Origin of the sequence: Streptomyces sp. NBC_01446 (assembly GCF_026340095.1) — a bacterium.
GTDB lineage: Bacteria > Actinomycetota > Actinomycetes > Streptomycetales > Streptomycetaceae > Streptomyces > Streptomyces aureus.
On record NZ_JAPEPO010000003.1, the window covers coordinates 155,829 to 176,742 of the forward strand.

General features: G+C 69.2%; 15 protein-coding genes and 2 pseudogenes. 4 read left to right on the plus strand and 13 right to left on the minus strand.

Annotated features, from left to right (window positions below; genetic code table 11):
* Nucleotides 1-190: 190 nt before the first annotated feature.
* The 3 genes and pseudogenes from OG456_RS44865 to OG456_RS44875 form a co-directional block, all read right to left on the minus strand.
* On the minus strand, nt 191-1,702 hold the full coding sequence (locus OG456_RS44865; protein WP_266570908.1) for an MFS transporter: 1,512 nt from the start codon (nt 1,700-1,702) through the stop codon (nt 191-193).
* Between the two features lie 137 nt (nt 1,703-1,839).
* Nucleotides 1,840-2,132, minus strand: a pseudogene (locus OG456_RS44870) (NAD(P)/FAD-dependent oxidoreductase); the annotation flags it as partial.
* A gap of 421 nt (nt 2,133-2,553) precedes the next feature.
* On the minus strand, nt 2,554-2,877 hold the full coding sequence (locus tag OG456_RS44875; protein ID WP_266570909.1) for a hypothetical protein: 324 nt from the start codon (nt 2,875-2,877) through the stop codon (nt 2,554-2,556).
* Nucleotides 2,878-2,916: 39 nt separating this feature from the next.
* Between OG456_RS44875 and OG456_RS44880 the strand changes: the two are divergent.
* Nucleotides 2,917-3,324 (plus strand): annotated as a pseudogene (locus OG456_RS44880) (HoxN/HupN/NixA family nickel/cobalt transporter); the annotation flags it as partial.
* 200 nt (nt 3,325-3,524) lie between these two features.
* On the opposite strand, the gene OG456_RS44885 reads toward OG456_RS44880, so the two are convergent.
* The 5 genes from OG456_RS44885 to OG456_RS44905 form a co-directional block, all read right to left on the minus strand.
* Complete coding sequence (locus OG456_RS44885) at nt 3,525-4,148, minus strand: malonic semialdehyde reductase (RefSeq protein WP_266570910.1); 624 nt, start codon at nt 4,146-4,148, stop codon at nt 3,525-3,527.
* 142 nt (nt 4,149-4,290) lie between these two features.
* On the minus strand, nt 4,291-6,309 hold the full coding sequence (locus OG456_RS44890) for an acetoacetate--CoA ligase (RefSeq protein WP_266570911.1): 2,019 nt from the start codon (nt 6,307-6,309) through the stop codon (nt 4,291-4,293).
* 16 nt (nt 6,310-6,325) lie between these two features.
* On the minus strand, nt 6,326-7,948 hold the full coding sequence (locus OG456_RS44895) for a bifunctional 3-(3-hydroxy-phenyl)propionate/3-hydroxycinnamic acid hydroxylase (RefSeq protein WP_266570912.1): 1,623 nt from the start codon (nt 7,946-7,948) through the stop codon (nt 6,326-6,328).
* Nucleotides 7,945-8,883, minus strand: a complete 939-nt coding sequence (locus OG456_RS44900) for a fumarylacetoacetate hydrolase family protein (RefSeq protein WP_266570913.1) — start codon at nt 8,881-8,883, stop codon at nt 7,945-7,947. The genes OG456_RS44895 and OG456_RS44900 overlap by 4 nt, the downstream gene beginning before the upstream one ends.
* Nucleotides 8,880-10,025, minus strand: a complete 1,146-nt coding sequence (locus OG456_RS44905) for a VOC family protein (protein WP_266570914.1) — start codon at nt 10,023-10,025, stop codon at nt 8,880-8,882. Before OG456_RS44905 ends, OG456_RS44900 begins: the two co-directional genes overlap by 4 nt.
* Before the next feature lie 137 nt (nt 10,026-10,162).
* Here OG456_RS44905 and OG456_RS44910 point away from each other — a divergent pair, with 137 nt between their 5' ends.
* Nucleotides 10,163-10,798: a TetR/AcrR family transcriptional regulator gene (locus OG456_RS44910; protein WP_266570915.1), complete on the plus strand. Its 636-nt coding sequence runs from the start codon at nt 10,163-10,165 to the stop codon at nt 10,796-10,798.
* Between the two features lie 185 nt (nt 10,799-10,983).
* Nucleotides 10,984-13,170, plus strand: a complete 2,187-nt coding sequence (locus OG456_RS44915; RefSeq protein ID WP_266570916.1) for a SpoIIE family protein phosphatase — start codon at nt 10,984-10,986, stop codon at nt 13,168-13,170.
* Nucleotides 13,171-13,532: 362 nt separating this feature from the next.
* On the opposite strand, the gene OG456_RS44920 is transcribed toward OG456_RS44915, so the two are convergent.
* Together OG456_RS44920 and OG456_RS44925 are read right to left on the minus strand one after the other, a co-directional pair.
* A complete protein-coding gene (locus OG456_RS44920) occupies nt 13,533-14,579 on the minus strand; it encodes a zinc-binding dehydrogenase (protein ID WP_266570917.1) in 1,047 nt (348 codons plus the stop codon).
* A 131-nt stretch (nt 14,580-14,710) separates the two neighbouring features.
* Complete coding sequence (locus OG456_RS44925; protein WP_266570918.1) at nt 14,711-17,932, minus strand: cytochrome P450; 3,222 nt, start codon at nt 17,930-17,932, stop codon at nt 14,711-14,713.
* 247 nt (nt 17,933-18,179) lie between these two features.
* Here OG456_RS44925 and OG456_RS44930 point away from each other — a divergent pair, with 247 nt between their 5' ends.
* Entirely contained in the window at nt 18,180-18,776 is a 597-nt protein-coding gene (locus tag OG456_RS44930; protein WP_266570919.1) for a TetR/AcrR family transcriptional regulator, read from the plus strand.
* A gap of 673 nt (nt 18,777-19,449) precedes the next feature.
* Here the strand turns inward: OG456_RS44930 and OG456_RS44935 are convergent.
* The 3 genes from OG456_RS44935 to OG456_RS44945 form a co-directional block, all read right to left on the minus strand.
* Nucleotides 19,450-19,779, minus strand: a complete 330-nt coding sequence (locus OG456_RS44935) for an NIPSNAP family protein (RefSeq protein ID WP_266570920.1) — start codon at nt 19,777-19,779, stop codon at nt 19,450-19,452.
* Between the two features lie 69 nt (nt 19,780-19,848).
* Entirely contained in the window at nt 19,849-20,268 is a 420-nt protein-coding gene (locus OG456_RS44940; RefSeq protein ID WP_266570921.1) for an SsgA family sporulation/cell division regulator, read from the minus strand.
* Nucleotides 20,269-20,294: 26 nt separating this feature from the next.
* Nucleotides 20,295-20,726 carry a hypothetical protein gene (locus OG456_RS44945; protein ID WP_266570922.1) on the minus strand — a complete coding sequence of 144 codons (432 nt, stop codon included), beginning with the start codon at nt 20,724-20,726 and terminating at the stop codon, nt 20,295-20,297.
* Between the last annotated feature and the right edge of the window lie 188 nt (nt 20,727-20,914).

The following is a 20,914-nucleotide window of genomic DNA, read 5'->3' on the forward strand; positions in this document are numbered from 1 at the left end:
GGAACGAGGATGAGGCGGATCGGATCGCCGATCTTGTTCTCGAAAGAGGAACGGGGCAGCCTCAAAGAATCCGCACGACCCCGTCAAAGGCGCCCGGACACTTCCCCTTGTTATTCCTCGTGCACGGCAGCTGTCGCAGCAGGTGACCGCAGCACGGCCCGCGCCCGTCTCGGACAGACCCGTTCGTTGATCACATGTGAACGACAGGCGCGGCGTTCTCGTCCTGCTGGGGCACGCCACGGCGGTAGATCAGGGCGGTCACGCCCAGGCCGATGACGAAGATGGCTGCCGACCACCAGTAGGCGGTGGAGTAGCCCTCGAGGCCGGCCTGGGCCAGGACGCCGGGGTCCTTGGGGTTGCGGCCGGAGAGGTAGTCGGTGACGGCTTCGGAGGCCATCGTGCTGAGCAGGGCGACGCCGATGGACCCGCCGACCTGCTGGACGGTGTTGACGGCAGCGGACGCGGCTCCGGCGTCGGCCGCGGCCACACCGGAGGTGGCCAGGCTCATCGCGGGCGCGATGACCGCGCCCAGCCCGATGCCGACGAGCACCAGCTGTGGCAGTACCTGCGTCACGTATCCGCTGTTCATGTCCAGCGTGGTCATCCAGACCAGGCCGGCGGCCGCAATGGCCATGCCCACGGGTACCACCGGTTTGGGGCCTATGCGTGGCACCAGGATGTTGGCGGCCACGGCGGAGGCGGACGACGATGCCACGATCATGGGCAGGAAGGCGAAGCCGGTCTTCAGTGCGCTGAAACCGAGGCTCTGCTGCAGGTAGTAGGTCAGGAACAGGAACACGCCGAACATGCCCGCGCCGCTGACGAAGAGGGCGGCGAAGGAGGCGCCGCGGTTACGGTCCAGCAGGACCCGCAGGGGTAGCAGCGGATATGCCGCCCTGCTCTGCCGCCAGACGAAGAGGGCCACCAGTACGGCGCCGGCCGCCAGCATGCCCCAGGTCGCCACCGAACCCCAGCCGTGCTTCTCGGCGTTCGAGAAGCCGTAGACCAGGCAGAACAGGCCGGCGGAGACCAGCAGGGTGCCGGGGACGTCGAGCTTGGCGGACGTGTTTCGCGGGGTGCGGTGCAGCAGGGCTGCACCACCGACGAACGCCACCACGGCGAAGACCACGTTGACGTACATGGTCCAGCGCCAGTCCAGGTACTCGGTCAGCACTCCGCCGAGGATCAGGCCGATGGCTCCGCCTGCACCGGCGACCGAGCCGGCGACGGTGAAGGCCTTCGCCCGCTCGCGCGGTTCGGTGAAGGTGGTCATCAGGAGCGACAGCGCGGACGGGGCCAGCAGGGCGGCGAACCCGCCCTGGATCGCGCGCGCGGTGACGAGCATGCCGAAACTGTTCGCCGCGCCTCCCAGCATGGAAGCGGCCGCGAAGCCGGTCAGACCCACCAGGAAGGTCACCTTCCGGCCGACCAGGTCTGCGACCCGGCCGCCGAGCAGGAGCAGGCTGCCGAAGGCCAGTGCGTAGGCGGTGACTACCCACTGCCGATCGCCATCCGAGAAGCCCAGGTCGCGCTGGGCGGACGGCAGAGCGATGTTCACGATGGTGCCGTCGAGGACTCCCATCAGTTGGGCGAGGGAAATGACCACCAGAATCCACCATCGGCGCTGGTGTGACGGGTCGACAGGCCCATTCTCCGGTGTGGTCTCAGCGCCGCGAGCGGCGGCGACGGTGTTCTGTGACATGGGGACAGCCCTCCAGGCAGGGGACGGGGGGTATGGCGGCAGGAGAAAGGGACAAGAAATGGGCGGAGAGATCAAGTACGGCTGCGGGACGGCGTGACCGCCTCGGTGAAGAAGATCGCGACGCCGGAGGCCGTGCGGGCCACCGCGCCCAAGTTCTTGTGCCGGTACTCCTTCGGCGGACGGCCGCGCGGAACCGTGATCACGTTGTCGGCGAACGCTGGGGTCGCGTACGCGTATGGCGTGCTGCGCGTCGGGAGGGCATCACGCGCCCTCTTCGGCGACCAGGTCGGGAACCTGGGCGTTGTCGCCCGCGACCCACACGTGGTCGAGGCCCCTGACCTGGAGGGTGCAGGGTGTCGACGTGGCCACGCGGGCCGAGCGGCAGGACGAAGTGGGCCAAGGCGGGGTTGGAGCGGACGCCGGCTGTCCAGCCGGCTCCGACGCAGCCCCGAGCCCCGCCCACGGGTGCCTTCCGGGCGGGCAAAGTCGGCGCGGATGTTTCATACGCTGTACGGTATCACCTTGTTCCGTACAGCGTATGGAATGTCTACAGGTGCAGGCAGGAGGGTGCCGTTGAGCCCCTCCTGCCCGCCGCCCGGGCGCGGTCAGGAGGGGCTGATCCCCAGATCAGCGGACGCCTGCCTACCGCCGGCGGGCATCACGGCGACGTGCACGGTCTGAGCCCACCCGCACCGACGGCCCATGTCTCACCGGTTGTCGCGGCCTCGGTCGTCGTTGGACCGGCTGGAGTCGTGGTCATACCGCTTCGAGTCGTGGTCGCACCGCTTCGAGTCGCGGTCATACCGAGGTCCCGGAGGGGGCGTGGGGTGGCGCCCCCTCCGGGGTGTGGGTCAGCTGGCGGCCTGGGCGAGCAGCGGCTTGAGGGCCGGGTGCTGGAGGGCCTCCTCGGCGGCGGGGTCGTCCAGGACCTCCTGGAAGGCGGCGTTGATCCGGTCGGCCTTGATGATCTCCGACATCGTCAGGGAGCTGACCGGGTTCCAGTAGGCGGCGGCCTTCTGCTGCCCGTCCTGCAGGATCTGCCTCATGCCGGCCATGCTCCCGAGGATGTGCTCCTCGAATCCCTCGCGCGTCTTGTCGCCCGTGAGCGACTCAAGGCCGCCGGACTTCTCGATCCACGGGGCGATCTTGGTGTCCCACTCGGTGGTGTGCTGCATCCAGTCCACGAAGTGCTCGAAGCCGACAGTCAGGAACGAGCCGCCTCCGGCCTGGCCTGGTACGCCATCCTCTGCCTGCCGGTCCTTTTCGCGGCCGGCATGAGCCTGCTGGACACCATCGACGGTTCGTTCATGAACTTCGCCTACGGCTGGGCCTTTTCCAAGCCGGTACGGAAGGTCTACTACAACCTCACCAACACCGGCCTGTCCGTCGCCGTCGCGCTGATCATCGGTACCGCCGAACTACTGGGCCTGCTCGCCGACAAGGCCGGCCTGCACGGCCCGTTCTGGGACTGGATCAGCGGCCTGGACCTGAACACCATCGGCTTCGTCATCGTCGGCCTCTTCTTCGCCACGTGGGCTGCTGCCCTGGCCGTGTGGAAGCTCGGCCGTATCGAGGAGAAGTGGACCGCCGGGCTGCGGCCCGCCGAGCAAGAGGCCGACTGACAGCGGGTGATGCGCGAGCTCGGCAGGACGGCGCATTTATTGTCACGGTGCCGATCGGCGCCCTGGTCCCGTTCTCGTGCCCTGACACCTCTGCGGAAAATCCACCACGGCCACCTCTGTGAAAAATGGGCGCCGGTACTCGGAAGAGCATCGGCGCCCACGGCATGGCGCCTCTCATCTACCTGGCGGCGGCAGTGCCCTCAGGCATAGGCGACGGCGTCCTCGGCGGGCACGCGGGGCAGCCGCGGGAACCACGGGTCGGCACCGGGGTGACCGATGTTGACCACCAGATGCGAGCGCCAGCTGGTACCGGCGAAGAACTCCTCGTCCACGCCGGCCCGGTCGAAGCCCGCCATGGGACCAGCCGCCAGCCCCGCCGCGCGCACGGCGAGCAGGAAGACCCCGGTCTGCAGTGCCGAGTTGTAGGCCGCGAGGCTCTCGCGCTTCTCCGTCTGGTCGGCGAACGCCGCTCGCAGCATGTCGCCGCGAGCCGGGAAGACGGTCGGCATCTGCTCGTGGAAGTCGACGTCGTACGCCAGGACCGCCACGGCCGGCGCTTGAAGCGACTTGGCCCTGTTGCCCTCGTCGAGATGCCGGACCAGTCGCTCCTTGCCCTCGTCGGTGCGCACGAAGAGCACACGCAGAGGCTGACCGTTCGCGGCGCTCGGCGACCAGCGGGCGAGGTCCCAGATCAGGGCGAGTTCGTCGTCGGAAACGGCCACCTCGGCGAAGGTGTTCGCGGTGCGGGCCTCGGTGAACAGCACCTTTCGTCCGGCGTCGTCGAGGACATCGAGGGCCTGCGGTTCACGGTCGGTCAAGCTCATCATTTCTCTCTTACTTCGGTTGTGTGTGGTGCCGGGGCGGGGTGACCGCCCCGGCACCACCCCGTGGGGACGGGGTTTGCGGAGCCGGGCGGGGCACAAGGACCTGGTCCTGTCACGTGGGCCTGTGGTCCCCTGACCGACGTCATGTGTGGTGTGTTGACCGCTTGTTCCGCTCCGCGCCCAACCGGGCGAAGTAGGCGATCAGTTCGGGGTGGTCGACCGCCGCGGGGTTCAGGACCTGCTCGGCGGGGGCGCCCTGGAGCAGTCGCTTGACGGGGACCTCGAGCTTCTTGCCGGTCTTCGTGTGCGGGAGGGCCGGTACGGCGAGGATCTCGTCGGGGACGTGGCGGGGTGAGGCGCCGGCGCGGATCGCGTCGCGGATCTTCTCGCGCAGGGCATCGTCCAGGCCGGCCCCGTCGGCGAGGACCACGAAGAGGGGCATCCAGTAGCCGCCGTCGGGTTCCTCCGCGCCGATGACGAGGGCCTCGGTGATCTCGGGGAGGCGTTCGACGACGTCGTGGATGTCGGCACTGCCTAGGCGTACGCCGTTGCGGTTGAGGGTGGCGTCGGAGCGGCCGTGGACGATCACCGAGCCGTGCGAGGTGAGGGTGATCCAGTCTCCGTGCCGCCATATACCGGGGTAGGCGCCGAAGTAGGCGTCGTGGTAGCGGCTGCCGTCGGGGTCGTTCCAGAAGTACAGCGGCATGGACGGCATGGGCCGGGTGACGACCAGTTCGCCGACCTGGTCGAGGACAGGGGTGCCCGTCGTGTCGTAGGCGGCCAGCGCCACGCCCAGGCCGGGGGCGGACAGCTCCCCCGCCCAGACGGGGGTCGTGGAGGCGCTGCCGGCGAAGCCGGAGACGATGTCCGTGCCGCCGCTGGTGGAGGCCAGCTGGACACCGGGGCCCACGTGGTCGCGGACCCAGGGGTAGGCGGAGGCGGGCAGAGCGGAGCCGGTGCAGCCGACGGCGCGGACGGCCGACAGGTCGTGCCTGGAGGGTTCGATGCCCAGCTTGCTCATGGCCAGCAGGTACTGGGGGCTGGTGCCGAAGACGGTGACCTTGTGGCGGGCCGCCAGCTCCCACAGGATGTCCGGACGCGCGAGCGGTGCCGGGCTGCCGTCGTAGGTGCAGGTGGTCGCGCCGGTCAGCAGGGTGGAGACGACCAGGTTCCACATCATCCAGTGGGTGGTGGTGTACCACAGCAGGCGGTCCCCGGTGCCCAGATCGGTGTGCAGGCCGAGCATCTTGAGGTGTTCGAGCAGGACCCCTCCGTGCCCGTGGACGATGCCCTTGGGCAGTCCGGTGGTGCCGGAGGAGAAGACGACCCACAGAGGGTGGTCGAACGGCACCGGGGCGATGGTGAGGTACTCGGCGCGGTTGGCCGCGTCGTCCCAGGAAATCGTCAGCCCCGAGTCCCCGCCCTCGGGCCAGGCAAGGCCCAGGTGGTCCACGAGCACCGTGGCTTTCAGCGTCGGCAGGGCGTCGGCGAGTTCGAGCGAGGCGGCGCGGCGGTCGTGAGTGGTGCCGTTGAACAGGTAGCCGTCGGCGGTGATGAGCACCGCGGGTTCGAGCTGGGCGAAGCGGTCGGCGGCGGCCTTGGGCGCGTAGTCCTGGCCGCACACCGACCACACCGCGCCCAGGCTTGCGGTGGCAAGGAAGGCGACGATGGCGTGGGGGGTGTTGGGCAGATAGCCCACCACCCGGTCGCCCTGTCCGACGCCCAGGTCGCGCAGGCTGGCAGCGACGGAGGCGACCCGGGCGCGCAGCTCCCGGCCCGTGATCTCATAGCCGGCTCCGGTCTCGTCCAGGGCGGTGATCGCGGGAGCGTCCGGCTGCAGGTTGCGCAGCGCGTGATGGGCGTAGTTGAGGGTGGCACCGGGGAACCAGCGGGCGCCGGGCATGGTCTCCTCGGCCAGCACCCGCTCGTACTCAGTCGTCGCGTCGATGTCGAAGTACTCCCACACCGCGGCCCAGAACCCTTCGAGGTCGGTGACGGACCACTGATACAGGGCACGGTAGTCCGTGGGATCCTGGATACCTTCGGCGCCCCGGTGCCGGGCCGCCCATCGGGCGAAGTCCGCAATGCGGCTGTGGGCGGCCGACTTCGGGTCGGGAGTGAAGAAGGGGTCCGCATACGGCGCGGGGTGCGGGGTGGTCATGGTGTGGTGCTCCTCGTCAGGCGGGCCGGGCGTCGGCTGTGCGGCGGGCCGTGTGCAGCAGGGGGGCCCAGGCGACGGTGTCCGTGAAGTCGCCGGTGCCGGCCGGGACGGTGTCCGTCACGACGCGGTCGGGGCGCAGCAGGACGGCGTCGGCACGGCCGCGTGCCAGCCAGCCGGCCAGGGTGCCGTCGTCGCCCAGGTCGTCGACGTGGACCGTCGGGGCGCCCAGTGCCGTGGCCACGGCCGTCATCTGCGCCGTGGGCGGCACAGCGGTCAGGACGGCGAAGGAGTCCCCGAGGACGTCATCGAGGCGCACTCGCCTGCCGTCATGCCGTACCCAGGGCTGCGGGCAGAAGGTGCCGGCCAGCACGCGGCCGGTCAGCCTGGGGCGGCGCCGTACGAGTGGACCGGCGCTCAGGGCGGGGCTGAGGTCACGGCTCACCGCCGCGGTCACGCCGGGGACGCGACAGACCGCGCCCACCACGGCCCGGCGGAACGCCGCACCGCGGTCCTGTCCGCCGGTCATGGCCCAGCCGACGGCGACCGCGACGCGGATCGCATGGCGGGCGTGCGGCTTGCGCTCGCGTTCGTAGGTGTCCAGCAGCCCCTCGGGTGCGCCCTGTTGGAGGACGCGGGCGAGTTTCCAGGTGAGGTTGTTGGCGTCGCGCAGGCCGGAGCACAGACCCTGCCCGACGAAGGGCGGGGTGAGGTGGGCGGCGTCGCCCAGCAGGAAGACGCGCCCCCTGCGCCACCGGTCGGCGAGACGGGCCTGGAAGGTGTACTGCGCCTGTCGTATCACCTCGAAGTCGTCGCCCTGCGAGGCGTCGGACGGCAGGTCCACCCAGGGGGCGACCAGCTCGCGCAGGCGCTCCCATCCGTCCGGACCGTCCAGGTTCTCGTCATCGGCCAGCCGGAACTCCCAGCGGTAGCGGTCCTCGCTGATGCGCATGAAGGTGGCCGGCCGGGTGGGGCAGCAGATCTGCTCGGCGCCTTCCCAGGTACGCACCGGGCGGCTGGTGCGCACGTCGATGACCCGCCAGCTCTCCTCGAAGTGCAGGTCCTCCCACACGGCGCCGATGGCGTCACGGGTGAGACTGCCCGCACCGTCGCAGCCGAGGACGGCATCGGCCCACAGGTGCTCTTCCTCGTCGCTGCCGTCGCGCCGGAAGGTGACCCGGACCGGACCCGTCGGATCGTCGGGTGCGTCGGTGTTCTGCGTGTCGGACTGGGTGACGGACACGACCTCCACCCCGCTCCACAGCTCGCACTCCGGGCGGCGCGCCAAGGCGTCACGCAGCAGGCGTTCCAGCTCGGGCTGGTTGAACATGCTCAGCTGCGGGAAGCCGTGGTGTCCGTGCATGGACCGCGGGAATTCGGTGATCACGTGGCGCCGGGCGTCCAGCAGCCGTAGCCCGGGCGCCGGGCGGGCGAGGGCGGCGAATTCCTCGTGGACACCGAGGCTCTGCAGGATCCGGCGGATCTCGTCGTCCACGACGACGGCGCGTGGCAGGGGGTAGATGTCCTGGTGGCGTTCGAGGATCAAGCTGGGCACTCCGTGCCGGGCGAGCAGGAGGGCGGCCGTGACCCCGACGGGTCCCCCACCGATGATCACCACCGGTCTCTGGGATGCGGCCTTCATGCTGCGTCCGTGACAGGGGTCCGCTGCTCGCCGAGGTCGATCCGTCCGTCCGGGGTGGCGATCGTGGCGGTGATGAGGTCACCGCTGTGCAGGTACTTGGGGTTCTTGGCCTGGCCCTTGAAGAACGCCTTCCACTTCAGTGCGGGCGGCAGCAGCGCACCGATCTTCTCGGCCGGCTTGGGCGGGGCCTTCAGGGCCGTGCCGCCGGGAGTGCCGGTCAGCAGCAGGTCACCCGGGTCGAGGGTCTGAAAGCGGGCGAGCAGAGTGAGCGCCTCTGCGGGCCGTACGATCATGTCGGCCAGCGTGCGGTCCTGGCGCGACACGCCGTTGACCGACAGCCGCAGCCGCAGGTTCAGCAGATGGGCGAAGTCCTCGGGCTCCAGCAGGGCCAGGTACGGACCCGTCGGCGTGAAGGTCGGATATGACTTGCTCTCGTAGAACTGGGTCTTGGTCAGCTGGACGTCGCGGGCGCTGACGTCGTTGGTCAGGACAAGGCCGGCGACGTAGCGCGGCAGGTCCTGCTCCTCGACGACGGTGCCCACGGGCAGGGTCGCGCCCATGACGAGGCCGAGTTCCACCTCGTAGTCGAGGAACTTCACGTGCGCGGGACGGATGATCGTGTCATGGGGGCCGCTGACCGAGCCGGATGCCTTGCGGAAGAAGGTGGGCGGGATGTCGCCGGTGAAGCCCGAATCCTTGGCGTGGCTGCGGTAGTTGACCATCTGGGCGACCACCCGGCAGGGGGTGGTGACCGGAGGCAGTGCAACCAGGTCGGCGACGGGCGTGCCGCTTTCGGCGGAGGCGGCGGCCTCGCGGACCGCGTCCCGGTCGGCGAGCAGCTCGGCGGTGGTGGCCGCCTTGGTCTCGGCGCGGACGGCGCGCTCGTCTTGGACGACCCACCAGCCGTCGGTGGTGCGCAGAACGTTGGTGCTCATGAGCTCATCGCTTTCATCAGGCCCAGCAGGCGTGCGGGATCGAGTTCGTTGTCGCCACGCAGGGCCGTCATGACCTCGCGCAGCTTGGCGGGGGACGGGGTGGCGCCCAGGAAGTCGCGGGTGACCGGCGGGCCCCACTGGGCCAGGCCGCTCGCCGACATCGGGGCCCAGCCGGGCTCCAGGTCGCAGGAGAACAGGTCGCCGTCGGCGAAGTGCTCCAGCATGAAGTGGTCGGGGTCGCGCCAGTAGTCGAACAGCTGGCTGCCCTGGATGTGCCGGCCGATGCCCCAGCTGCGCTGGTATCCGCGTTCGGTCAGGTACTCCCCGCCGGCGCCGATCGCGTCGAGGTCGGTGACCTGGTAGGCGGAGTGGACGTAGCCGGTTCCGGGCCCCAGGTGCAGGGCCAGCGTGTGGTGATCGACGGCCACGCTCCCCTGGTCGCACCGGATGAACGCCATCGTCGGCCCGCGCCCGCGCTGCCCGTCCAGGAACAGGAAGTCGGACACGATCATCCCGAGGGTGTCCAGGTACCAGTCCAGGGTGCGGGCGAACACCGGTGTCTCCAGCACCACATGGCCCAGCCGCTGGATACGGGACGGCTCACGGGGCGGACGTTGGGTGGCGTTCGTACGACGGTGATCGGTACCGAAGTTGAGGGTCAGCGGCTCCTGCTCGGGCAGCGCTGGCAGCTGCTCGGTGCAGTGCACGACCCGTACCGGCAGGCCAGAGGGATCGAGCAGGGCGACCGACTGCCCACCGCCCGGTACGCCGATGTCCCGGACGGTACTGCCGGTGGCGCGGGCCAGCCGGTCCAGGTCGGCCCGCTCGGCCGCGCGGAACGCCGGCCCGATGAACCGCGAGGCACGCCCACGCCGGATCACCATGCAGGGCGAGCCGGCGAAGGTGCCGCGCAGCCACAGTTCGCCCTCGGTGCGGGCGGCGATCGCGAAGCCGAAGTCACGGGCGAAGACCTCGGCCTGGTCCAGGTCGGGCTTCTCGAACTCCAGCCAGGCCAGGTCGGCCGCCTTGATCACGGGATTCCGGGACCGTCCCGGATGCTCACCGCGCAAGGCGCCCTGCTCACTGTGGAGGTCTTGGTGGGGCGTCTGGGGAGCGGCCCTGTTAACGGGGGTGTGGGACATGGTGTCCTCCAAGCAACACTGCTGTAATGAGGAAATCATCAACTTTGCCGTTACCCATCGTCAATAGGGTGGACTCAAATAATTGATAATCTCATCAGCAATGGCATACTCATCGCGACGGTTGTTACACTCGCCGCATGCCGACGTCAGCCCCGCCCAAGAACCGCTTCGAGCGGCGCCGCGCCGAGACCCGTCAGGCACTCGTCCGTGCGGCCCGGCAGATCCTCGCGGAGACGGGGGACACCAGCGCCAGCATCCAGGCCATCGCCGAGCGCGCGGACGTCGGTTTCGGCTCCTTCTACAACCACTTCGAGTCCAAGACGGAGCTGTTCGACTCCGCGGTGACAGACGCCCTGGACGAGTTCGGGCAGGTCATCGACGAGCGCGTACAAGGAATCGACGACCCGGCCGAGCTCGTCGCGGCGGGCTTCCGGCTCACCGCCCAGATGGCCGACTCCCACCCTGAACTCATGCGGATCCTGCGGGACCGCGGGCTGGCTCAGATCCACACCGACCGGGGCCTCGCCCCTCGAGCCCTGCGCGACCTGGAGATCGGCATCGCCTCGGGCAGATTCACCTGCACCAACCCGACCACCGCCCTGTCCGCCCTCGGCGGGACCCTGCTGTCCCTCGTGGCGCTGCGGCTGGCCCGCCCCGACCTCGACGGCGACGAGGCCGCCTCGGACCTGGCCGAAATGGTCCTGCGCATGCTCGGCGTCCCGCCGGACGACGCCCATCAGGTGACCCGACGGCCGCTGCCCCACCTCGGTTGACCCGGAGCACCGGCTGTGCCGGGCCCCGTGGGCACCGGAAAGCCGTGGGCGCCACCCAGGTCGCCGGTGGCCGCGCGGCCCCCTCGTCCTCGACCACGACCAGCCCGTGAGACCGGGCTCCCACCCGGACACCGCATAGCTGGCTGAGGCTTCGCGGTCCACCAGGACGGCGTAACGTCGTTAGCGTGGATCCGACCGCGGACAGCCTTCTGTCCCGTGCCGCGCATGTGCTCAGTCCGCGAGCGGACGAGCTGATCCACGACCTAGAGCAATACCTGCGGCGCGAGGTCCCCGAGCTGTGGGACGAACCGGACATCGCGCAGATGACGCGGGAGAACGTCGCCGAGCACGTCCTTGCCGTACTTTCCGGCATCGAGCACGACATCGAGCCATGGAGGATCGATCCGCCAGCCGCAGACGCAGAGCGCGCGCGTCGGCTGGCTCAGCGCGGGAAGCCGGTCACAGCGATGCTGCGCGCCTTCCGGCTCGCGCACAGCCGTATCCTCGACCTGCTGCTCGAAGAGCTGCCCCGGCTCACCAGCGATGCAGAGCTGATCAACGCGGAGACACGCAAGCTGATCGCCCTGACGACCGGGTACCTGGACCGCACATCGGAGACGGGCGTCCTGACCTTCCAGGCGGAGCGGGATCGCCATTTGCAGTGGCGGCTGTCGGTGGTGAACGAGGCGAGCGTACGCGTCGGAACGACCCTGGACATCGCCCGCACGGCCCAGGAGTTGGCGGACCTGGCCACCGAACACTTCGCCGACGCCGTCACCGTCGACCTCCTCGACACGTCTTCCGCAGACGAGCCTCCTGCGAAGGGCACACTCGTGGTCCGCCGAGTTGCCCAGCGGTCGGTGATGGAGGGTTGCCCCGAGACGAACTCCCTGGAAGCGATCTACGGGGAGTCTCCGGTTCCGCCGCAGCAGCTCCAGAGGTATACGGACGGATCACCACCGGCTCGCGCCCTGATCACCGGCCGGTCCTCACGGCACCACCTCGGTCCGACCGCATCAATGCTGCTGGTACCGCTGTGCGCCCGTGGTAGCACGCTGGGTGTCGCTCAGTTCTTCCGTCATCACAAGCCCGACGCGTACGGGGACGAGGACCTGCTCCTCGCCCAGGAGGTCGCGGCCAGGGCGGCGCTCGCCATCGACAACGCCCGTCGATACACGCACGCGCGCGCCACCGCCCTTACCCTCCAGCGCAGTCTGCTCCCGCGCAGTACACCCGCGCTGTCCGCCGTGGAGGTCGCCTGCCGCTACCTGCCTGCTGCCGCCCAGCTCGGCGTGGGCGGCGACTGGTACGACGTCATCCCGCTGTCCGGCGCCCGGGTCGCACTCGTGGTGGGTGACGTGGTCGGCCACGGCATCCACGCCGCCGCCACCATGGGTCGGCTGCGGACCGCCGTGCGCACCCTCGCCGACATCGACCTGCCGCCCGACGAACTCCTCACCCACCTGGACGACGTCGTCATCCGCCTGGCCGCCGAAGTCTCTTCCGAAGTCTCTGCCCAAGCGGACACCGAATCCGCAGGGGACATCGGCGCCACCTGTCTGTACGCCGTCTACGATCCCGTCGCCGGCCGCTGCGCCCTTGCCCGCGCGGGCCACGTGCTGCCCGTCGTGATGACCCGGGACGGAACCGCTGACATCCTCGAGCTGCCCGCCGGCCCGCCACTCGGCCTGGGCGGCTTGCCGTTCGAGGCGGCGGAGATCGACCTGCCCGAGGGCAGCCTCCTCGCTCTCTACACCGATGGCCTGATCGAGGCCCTCGACCACGACATCGAGACGGGCCTCACCTTGCTCCGCCAGGCCCTCACCCAGCCCGCTCCCTCCCTGGAGGCCGCCTGTGACACCGTCCTCGAAGCGCTGCTGCCCGCAGACCGACCGCACGACGACGTGGCACTCCTCCTGGCCCGCACCCACACCCTCGGGGACCGTCAGGTCGCCACTTGGGACGTGGATGCCGACCCGGCCGAGGTCGCCCGGGTCAGAGCGAGCGTCTCCGAGCAGCTGACCAGCTGGGGGCTGGAGGAACTCGACTTCACCGCTGAACTGATCGTCAGCGAACTGGTCACCAACGCCATCCGCTACGGCCGGCCTCCCATCCAGCTGCGTCTCATCCACGATCGCACCCTCACGTGCGAGGTCGCGGATGCCGGCAACACGACTCCGCACCTGCGCCGGGCCCGTGTCTTCCACGAGGGCGGGCGAGGTCTGTTCCTCGTCGCCCAACTCGCCGAGCACTGGGGAACGCGCCATGCCCGACGTGGCAAGACGGTTTGGGCGGAGTGTGCCCTGGGCGCACCGGACCTCTTCTCGGCCGCAGCAGCGCTGGATTTGGAGGGTATTCCCGGGGTCGTATGAGCACCATCTCACCCGGCCCACCGAGACGATCGCGAGCTTCCTCGGGGGCTTCGACTGGCTAACGATGCAGCACCTGTCGGCGTCCACCTGAACGCGGACAAGGTCAGCTGATTCTCCACTTCGGCGTAGCGCTCACCGGCACCGGCAGACCTCGCGTTCCGTTCCTCCCGCGGCGACCAGTACCTCGGTGCGTCCCGCACAGAGGTATGACCCGGCTCGCCCTGCCCGACTTCACCTGCCCACCCGGAGTCGGTATGCGCCAGACCCGGATACCGGGAAACCGTGGGCGCCGGTGCTCCCTCAAGCACCGGCGCCCACTCACCCCTGCCCGAGGTGGTCTTGATGAACTTTCTGTTCAGTTGTCAGGGGACGAGGATGAGGCGGATCGGGTCGCCGATCTTGTTCTCCAGCCGGTTGACCGCGTCGGCGGCCTCGGCGAGCGGGATGTGGTCGGTGATCGAGGGGGCCAGGTCGAGACGGCCGACCTCGGCCAGCCGGACCAGCTCAGTGACGGACTCGGGGCTGCCGCCGTAGTGGCCGCGCACCTGCTTGCCCAGGTAGTTGAAGGTCAGGCCCTCGGTGATGGTGAGGGGCCTGGGGCTGATGCCGACCAGGATGAGGGAGCCGCCCAGGCCGAGTGCGGCGGCGGCCTGCTCGCGGACGGCGGGCACGCCGGCGCAGTCGAAGGCGAAGTCGAGGCCTCGTCCGGCGGTGGCCGCGCGGACCTGGTCGGCGAAGTCGTCGGCAGCCGGGTCGAGGGCGAAGTCCGCGCCGAAGGCCAGGGCGCGTTCGCGGGCGCTGGGCAGCGGGTCGACGGCGATGATCGGCGCGGCGCCGGCCAGGCGGGCCACGCGGACGTTGTGCGCGCCGACTCCGCCCACGCCCCAGACGCCGACGGACTGGGCGGGGCGTACACCCGCGGTGGTGACGACGGCGGCGTAGGGGGTGGAGACCGCGTCGGGGATGATCGCGGCCTGGTCGAAGGGGAGGTTGTCGGGGATGGGGATGAGGGTGTCCTCGCGGGCGACGGTGTACTGGGCCCAGCCGCCGTCGTAGTCGATGCCGGCGGTGCGCATCTGGGTGCAGGGGCGGCTGCGCACGCAGCCGGCGCACTGGCCGCAGGTCTTGCCGGCCTCCAGGGTGACGCGGGTACCGACGGTCAGGCCGCGCTTGAGGTCGGGGCCGAGGGTGTGGATCACACCGGCGACCTCGTGGCCGACGGTGACCGTGTCGGAGGTGGTGAACAGCGGGACGAGGGAGCCGTCGAGCAGGTGGACGTCCGACAGGCAGACGCCTGCGGCCTTCACCTCGATCAGGATTTCACCCGGGCCCGGAACGGGGACGGGGACCTCCTCCACAGCGAACTTCTTGCTGTCCAGGTGGAAGCGTCCGGCGAGCATGGTGTCCATGGTGATCTGCCTTCTGTGAGCGGCACGCCCGGCGGTTCGGGCCGATGGGTGCCGTGTGGTGCCGTCGGGGGTGAGTGGTGGCCGGGAGAGTGCGGGTGTCAAGAGCGCCGCACTCTCCCGGCGTCTGAGGGTCAGGCGAAGACGTCCTGCTGGTAGCGCTCGTCCGCTTCGAGCTGGGCGAGCCACTGCTGGGCCGTCTCGTCGTCGGCGCCGGTGTGCTTCCGGTAGATGGCGGCGAGGGCCTCGCGCACGGCGGGTGCCATGCGGCGACCGTCACCGCAGACGTAGACGTACGCGCCGTCCTGGATGGCCTGCCACACGGTGTCGGCGGCGTTGGCGATGGCGTTCTGGACGAACCGGGCCGGGTGGCCGGTCACCGCGGAGTAGGCGGTGTGCACTTGAGCGATCCCGGCCTGCTCCCAGTCCTGCATCTCCTGCCGGTAGAAGTAGTCGTGCTCCGGGTGGCGGCAGCCGACGAAGACCTGGGACAGGCCCACCTCGATGCCGTTCTCCTGCTGCGAGGCGCGCTCCTCCAGGAATCCGCGCAGCGGCGCGATGCCGGTGCCCGGGCCGATGAGGACCAGCGGCGTGGCCGGGTCGGCCGGCGGGGCGAAGGTCGGGGAGGGCACCCGCACGTAGCCGTAGAAGACGTCTCCGGGCTCGAGGCCTGCGATGTAGGACGAGCAGGTACCGCGGTACTGGCCGTCGCCGGACAGGGCCGGGCCTTCCAGCAGGCCCACGGTCAGGCGCACGTGGCGCGGGTTGGCCAACGGGGCGGAGGAGATGGAGTAGAACCGCGGGCGGATCGGGCCCATCATGTCCAGGAAGACCGCCAGCGGCAGCTCGACCGCCGGGAAGCGCTCCAGCAGACCCAGCACCGAGACCCGCTTGCCCAGGATCTCAGTCTGGTAGCGCTCCTCGGATTCTGCGGTGTCGGCCGTGTAGGCCTGGAGCTGCGGCCGGGTCCACGGGCACTCGGTGTGCTCGGCCAGCGTCTGTATCTGGGAGCGGGTGGCCACATCCTGCAGCTCCAGGAACTCGGTGAGCAGCAGGCCTGCGGTCACGGGGGTGCCCACCGGGAGGTGGGTGCGGCCGCCGGCCGGCAGTTCCAGGCGCAGGACCTGGTCGCGGTCGACGCCGAGGCGGGCGAGGGCGCGATCGACGAGCGGCTGCTCGTTCTTGGCGAAGACGGCCAGGTGGTTGCCGGTGTCGTAGGTGACGCCGTCGGGGAGCTCGATGGTGATGGACTTCGCGGCCGGGCGGGGCGGCTCGATGCTGAAGTCCCACAGCCCGGTCGCGTCGGACACGAGTTCGTCGTTGGCGACGACGGTCAGCGAGTAGGCCTGCTCGGAGACGATCGCGGGGCGCACGTCGGCCTCGGTCAGCAGCTGCACCTGGTAGCGCGGGCCGCTGGCCTGGGAGGTGTCGGCGGCGTACTCCTCGGCCAGGGTGGTCCAGAGGGTGTCCATCCAGCGGGTGGCCATGCCGTCGAAGTCACCGGCGGCATCCGCGATGCCGCGCTCGATGACGGGGGTGGCGCCGGCGGCCAGCAGGCCTGCCTCGATCCGCTTGGGGAAGCCCTGGTAGGTGGCCACCCACTGGGTGTTGCCGGCGCCCAGCAGCGCGAACCGCACGTTGGACAGCGAGTCCTCCGGGAGTCCGGCGGCGAGCAGGTCGTCGAAACGCTGCGCGTTGTCCGGGGCCTTGCCGTTGTAGCTGGACGCGACGACGACGAGCAGGCCCTCGGTGGGCAGGTTGTCGCCCAGCTCGTCCAGGCCGACCACGGTGGTGCCGAACCCGGAGCGCTCGCTGCGGTCGGCGATGGTGCGCGCCAGGTCCTCGCACGAGCCGAGGCTGGAGCCGTAGGCGACGGTCAGGTTCACCCCGACACCGCTGACCGCGGCCTGCTCCCGGATGTCGTCGGTCTGCAGGTCGGCTGCGCCGAAGACGGTCCGCTCGTGGTCCCGACGGGCCCGCACTTTCAGTTCGAAGCCGCCGGGCTTGCGCGTCAAAGCCTCCTTGACGTCCAACTTGTAGTCGTCGGTGTCGGCGAACTTGAACTTCTGCAGCACCAGCGCGAGGGCCAGACGGGCCTCGGTGAGCGCGAACTGCCGGCCGATGCAGGCACGCACGCCGTTACCGAACGGCTTGTAGGCGTGCGGGTGGTGGTTGACCCGGTTCTCCGGCAGCCACCGCTCGATGTCGAACTCCTCCGGCCGGTCCCACGCCTTGGGGTGAGTGTGCAGGGGGCCCTCGAGGATGTTGACCCGCGCTCCCTTCTTCAGCTCGTAGCAGCCGCCGATGACGGTGTCCTCCAGCGGGGACTTGCCGATCATCGGGATGGGAGCCCACAGGCGCAGGGTCTCCTCCAGGATCCGCGGGATCACATCCATCTGCATGATCGTGTCGTAGTCCGGGACCGTGTCACCCGGCAGCAGCCGGTCCACCTCGGCGTAGGCCTGGGCCAGGATGTGCGGGTTGCGCATCAGCGAGTACGTGGCGAACGACAGCAGACCACTGGTGGTCTCGTGACCCGCGATCAGGAACGTCAGCACCTGGTCACGGACGTTGTCGTCCTCCAGCCCCTTGCCGGACTCCGGGTCGGTGGCCTCCAGCATCAGACCCAGCAGGTCATCCTCAGCGGTGCCCTTCCCATCACGACGCTCCTTGATCACACTCTCGACCAGGTCCCGCATCAGCTGGATGTTCTCGCGGTACTTCTTGTCATCCGCCTTACGCATCTTGGTCATCATCGGCAGCTCCTGCGAGCGCCTCAGCGACTCGATCAGGGCCTCCAGCAGCGCGTTGAGGAAGGGGTGCAGATCCTCCTTGGCGAAGGAGTCGAACCGGTAACCGAACCCCGTCAGGGCGATGGTGTCCAGGGTCAGCCGGGTGTAGTCATCGGTGATGTTGACCGGCCGGCCCTCTCGGCTCTCCCACTTGCCCACCAGGTTCTCGGCGATCTCCAGCATCTGCCCGAAGTAGCCCTTCATCGCCCGCTGGCTGAACGCCGGGAGGAGGACCCGGTGCGCCATGCCCCATTCCTCCTCGTGCTGGTGGGCCGTGAACAGGGCAGCTCCCGCGTAGTCCCGGACATGGGCCAGCGGCGTCTTGTCGATCTGCTTGAAGAACCGCGTCTCGTCACAGACCTCGGCCACCAGGTCCGGGTCCCAGACGAAGACCTGCTCGATACCGGCGATGTCCATGCCGTAGATGCCCTCGGGGAACTGCTTGGACAGCTTGCCGAAGTACTCCACTGGGTTGGTGCTGGGGATCTGCGGCGTGTGGCCGAGGAATGGGACCCCGCGCGGAGACCGGATGGGTCGCAGGTCGTTCTTGGGCTGTGTGGTCATGGCTTGCTCCTCTGTGCAGAGAGGGGACGGGCAAGGGCGGCGGCGATACCCGGAGTGCACCACGGAAACGTACGCCGTATGGAATTGGTACCATACGACGTATGGAAAGTCGACCGCAACCCGGAGTCATGCGGGCGACCGTCATGTCGCCGTGTGGCCGAAGTCATTTCCGTACGCTGTATGAAACTGATACCGTCCGCGTATGGAAAAGGCGAAGCGTCCCCCGCGGGGAACAAGAAAGAGGGACGTGCCTCTGACCGAGGCCGGGATCTATGCCGCCGCCCTGCGGCTCATCGACGCGGACGGGGCCGAGGCGCTCACCATGCGCAAACTCGCGACCGCGCTCGATGCGAACCCGATGTCGCTGTACCACCACGTGCCGAACAAGGACGCCGTGCTGCGCGGCGTGGCGAGAATGGTCGGCACCCAGTTCCGCACCGTGACGCTGGAGGATGCTCCCTGGCAGGAGCGCATCCGCCTGCTCGCCACGGATTTCCGGACGCTGGCGCACCGCCACCCCAAGCTCATGGCCTACTCGTTCAGCCACCAGGCGGACTTCATCCAGCCCGAAGACCCGTTCTGGGTTTCGCTCGCCGCGATCCTGGACGCCGCTGGGGTGCCGCACTCCGAGCTCCCGCAAATCGCCGCTCTCGTGTGCGCCGTCATCACCGGTGTCCTCACCGCCGAGCTCAATGGCGCGCTCCACCAGTGGTCGAGCCTCAAACCCCCCACTGTCTGCGAAGACGGGCTCGCCCCTCCAGGCAGTGACGAGAACGGTGTCTTCCGTCTAGCGCTGGACACGCTCATCACGGGTCTGGAGAGCCGACTTGCCGCCGATGGATGACGGACGGCGAGGGCGTCGGCCATTTGTTGGGTAGTCCTGAAGCATTGAGGCCTGATGCCGGCCCGTACTCGGGCGGGCTTAGGCCGCGGCGCATGAGGAGCCACCCGTCATCCGGAAAGGCCCTGTCCACGCGGCCGCAGCAGATGCGCGGTGTGCTGCGGCTGGGCCGGGCGCCCGATCTGTGGCCGACCTGGTGGTGCACTCCGTCGACGGATCCACCTGCGCGCCCTGCGGGCGAAGCCTGCCCTACGCCACCTCACGCTCACCCTTGCCCCTGGTTCGCTCACCTGAGTGGTGCGCATGACCCCCGGTCTAGAAGGTCCCAGGACCACGGCGTCCGGCAGTGTCCAGGACCCGGGACGCTACGGTGCGGCTCGGTCGCACTCCGGACTGCGACCCTGCACATGACTCGACGGCCGAGCTGCGGACGCGGCAACAGCCGAAGCCTGGCGCACGGTGCCGGTACGCGTTCACCCCCCGGTCGACTGGCCTCCATGTCACCGGGCGTCGGCTGCCCCGTACTGACGGGCACTCAGCCCGGTCTTCGGCAACTGCAACCGTGCCCCCGGTCTCGTCCATGCCCGCTGCCGTCCGGCGAGCGCCTTGGCGGAGTTGCGCAGCGTTCTGGCACGAACGAGCAGGTCGCCGCAGACTTCGAGCGGCTCGGTACCTGTCACCGCAAGGGCGAGTCGGCGGTGGGCGTCAGCACGGACTCGGCGACGTCAACGATCTGGCCCATGTCGAAGCCCTCCATGTCCGCGCGGAATTCGGGGCTCGACAGGTACGCCTGCAACCGCTCCTGAATGTCGTCGGCGTCCCGATAGGAAACGAGGGCGTACAGCTGGCGCTCCTCACTCCCGGGGGCCGCAGGCACCGTCCAGACGCCGTGTGTGGTGATCCTGTGCTTGGCCATACCGGGAATGTGCTTGGACCAGATGTTCTCGTAGGCGACGAGCACCTCAGGGCTGCGCAATGTGTAGACACGAAGCTGGTACTGAGACATGAACACTCTTTCCTTCTCTTCTGCCGCCGAGGCAAAGGTGCCCAGCGGCACGGGGGTCGGGGGCTTCTCTCAGCCTTTTGCAAACAGGTTCGCCAGCTCGAGGTCCCAGTCGATGTGTCCGGACTCGGTACCCCGTGGCACCACCGCCTCCGTGTTCTCCAAGAAGGACTTGACATCCTCCACGGGAACCTCGAGCAAAGCGGTGCCCGCGGGTGACCCGAGAACGATGTACATCGCTTGGTCACCACGGCCGACGGCCGACCAGACCCGGACGTCCCCACAGCCGGCGGAACCCCTCAGGCCATCAGCCAGAAGATCGCGCCCCAGGACCCATTCGACCGGCTCGTCGGTGTCGGTGAAAAAGGCGGCACGGACGACGTAGGGATCAGTGGTCTCGTACCGCAGGCTCATACGCATGGATAGCGAGTAGGTGCGCGAGATGACGAGCTGCACGGCCACCCCCTGCATGACGGGCTTCAAACTCTCCATCGACTTTCGCTCCTGCCTGGCGGCGGTCAGCGACCGCTGATCTCATCCCGGCCATCGAGGTGCCAGCCACGGATCTCGTCCCAGGAATAGCCCTGTACGAAGATCAGGTAGCCGACACCGTGGTCCCAGCGGTAGTCGTCGGCGTTGACGCTGACGGCCGGGCGCTGGACACGCGCGGATGCAGAAGTCGCGGCCGAAGCGGTGCCGCGACCGTTGATCTCATCCCGGCCGTCGCGGTGCCAGCCATGGATCTCGTCCCAGGAGTAGCCCAGGTCGATCAGGTAGCCGACACCGTGGTCCCAGCGGTAGTCGTCGGCGTTGACGCTGACGGCCGGGCGCTGGACATGCGCGGATGCAGAAGTCGCGGCCGAAGCGGTGCCCCCGGCACCGAGAACGGCGACACCCGCGACCGCCACGGAGGTAGCGGTGACAGCAATGCGCCTCGTGAGCTTGTTCATGGTCTTCCCTTCCCGACTGGTGCGATCTGCACCATCAATGCAGGCGAAGTGCGGCGCCTGGGGGTGGTCAATGCTTTTCCATACGGCGTATGGAAGTGCTCTACAAGGATTACCATACAACGTATGGAACTGTCCAGGCGGCGGAAATGGCCCGCACGGCTGAAGCAGCGGCATGAACGGCTCGATGT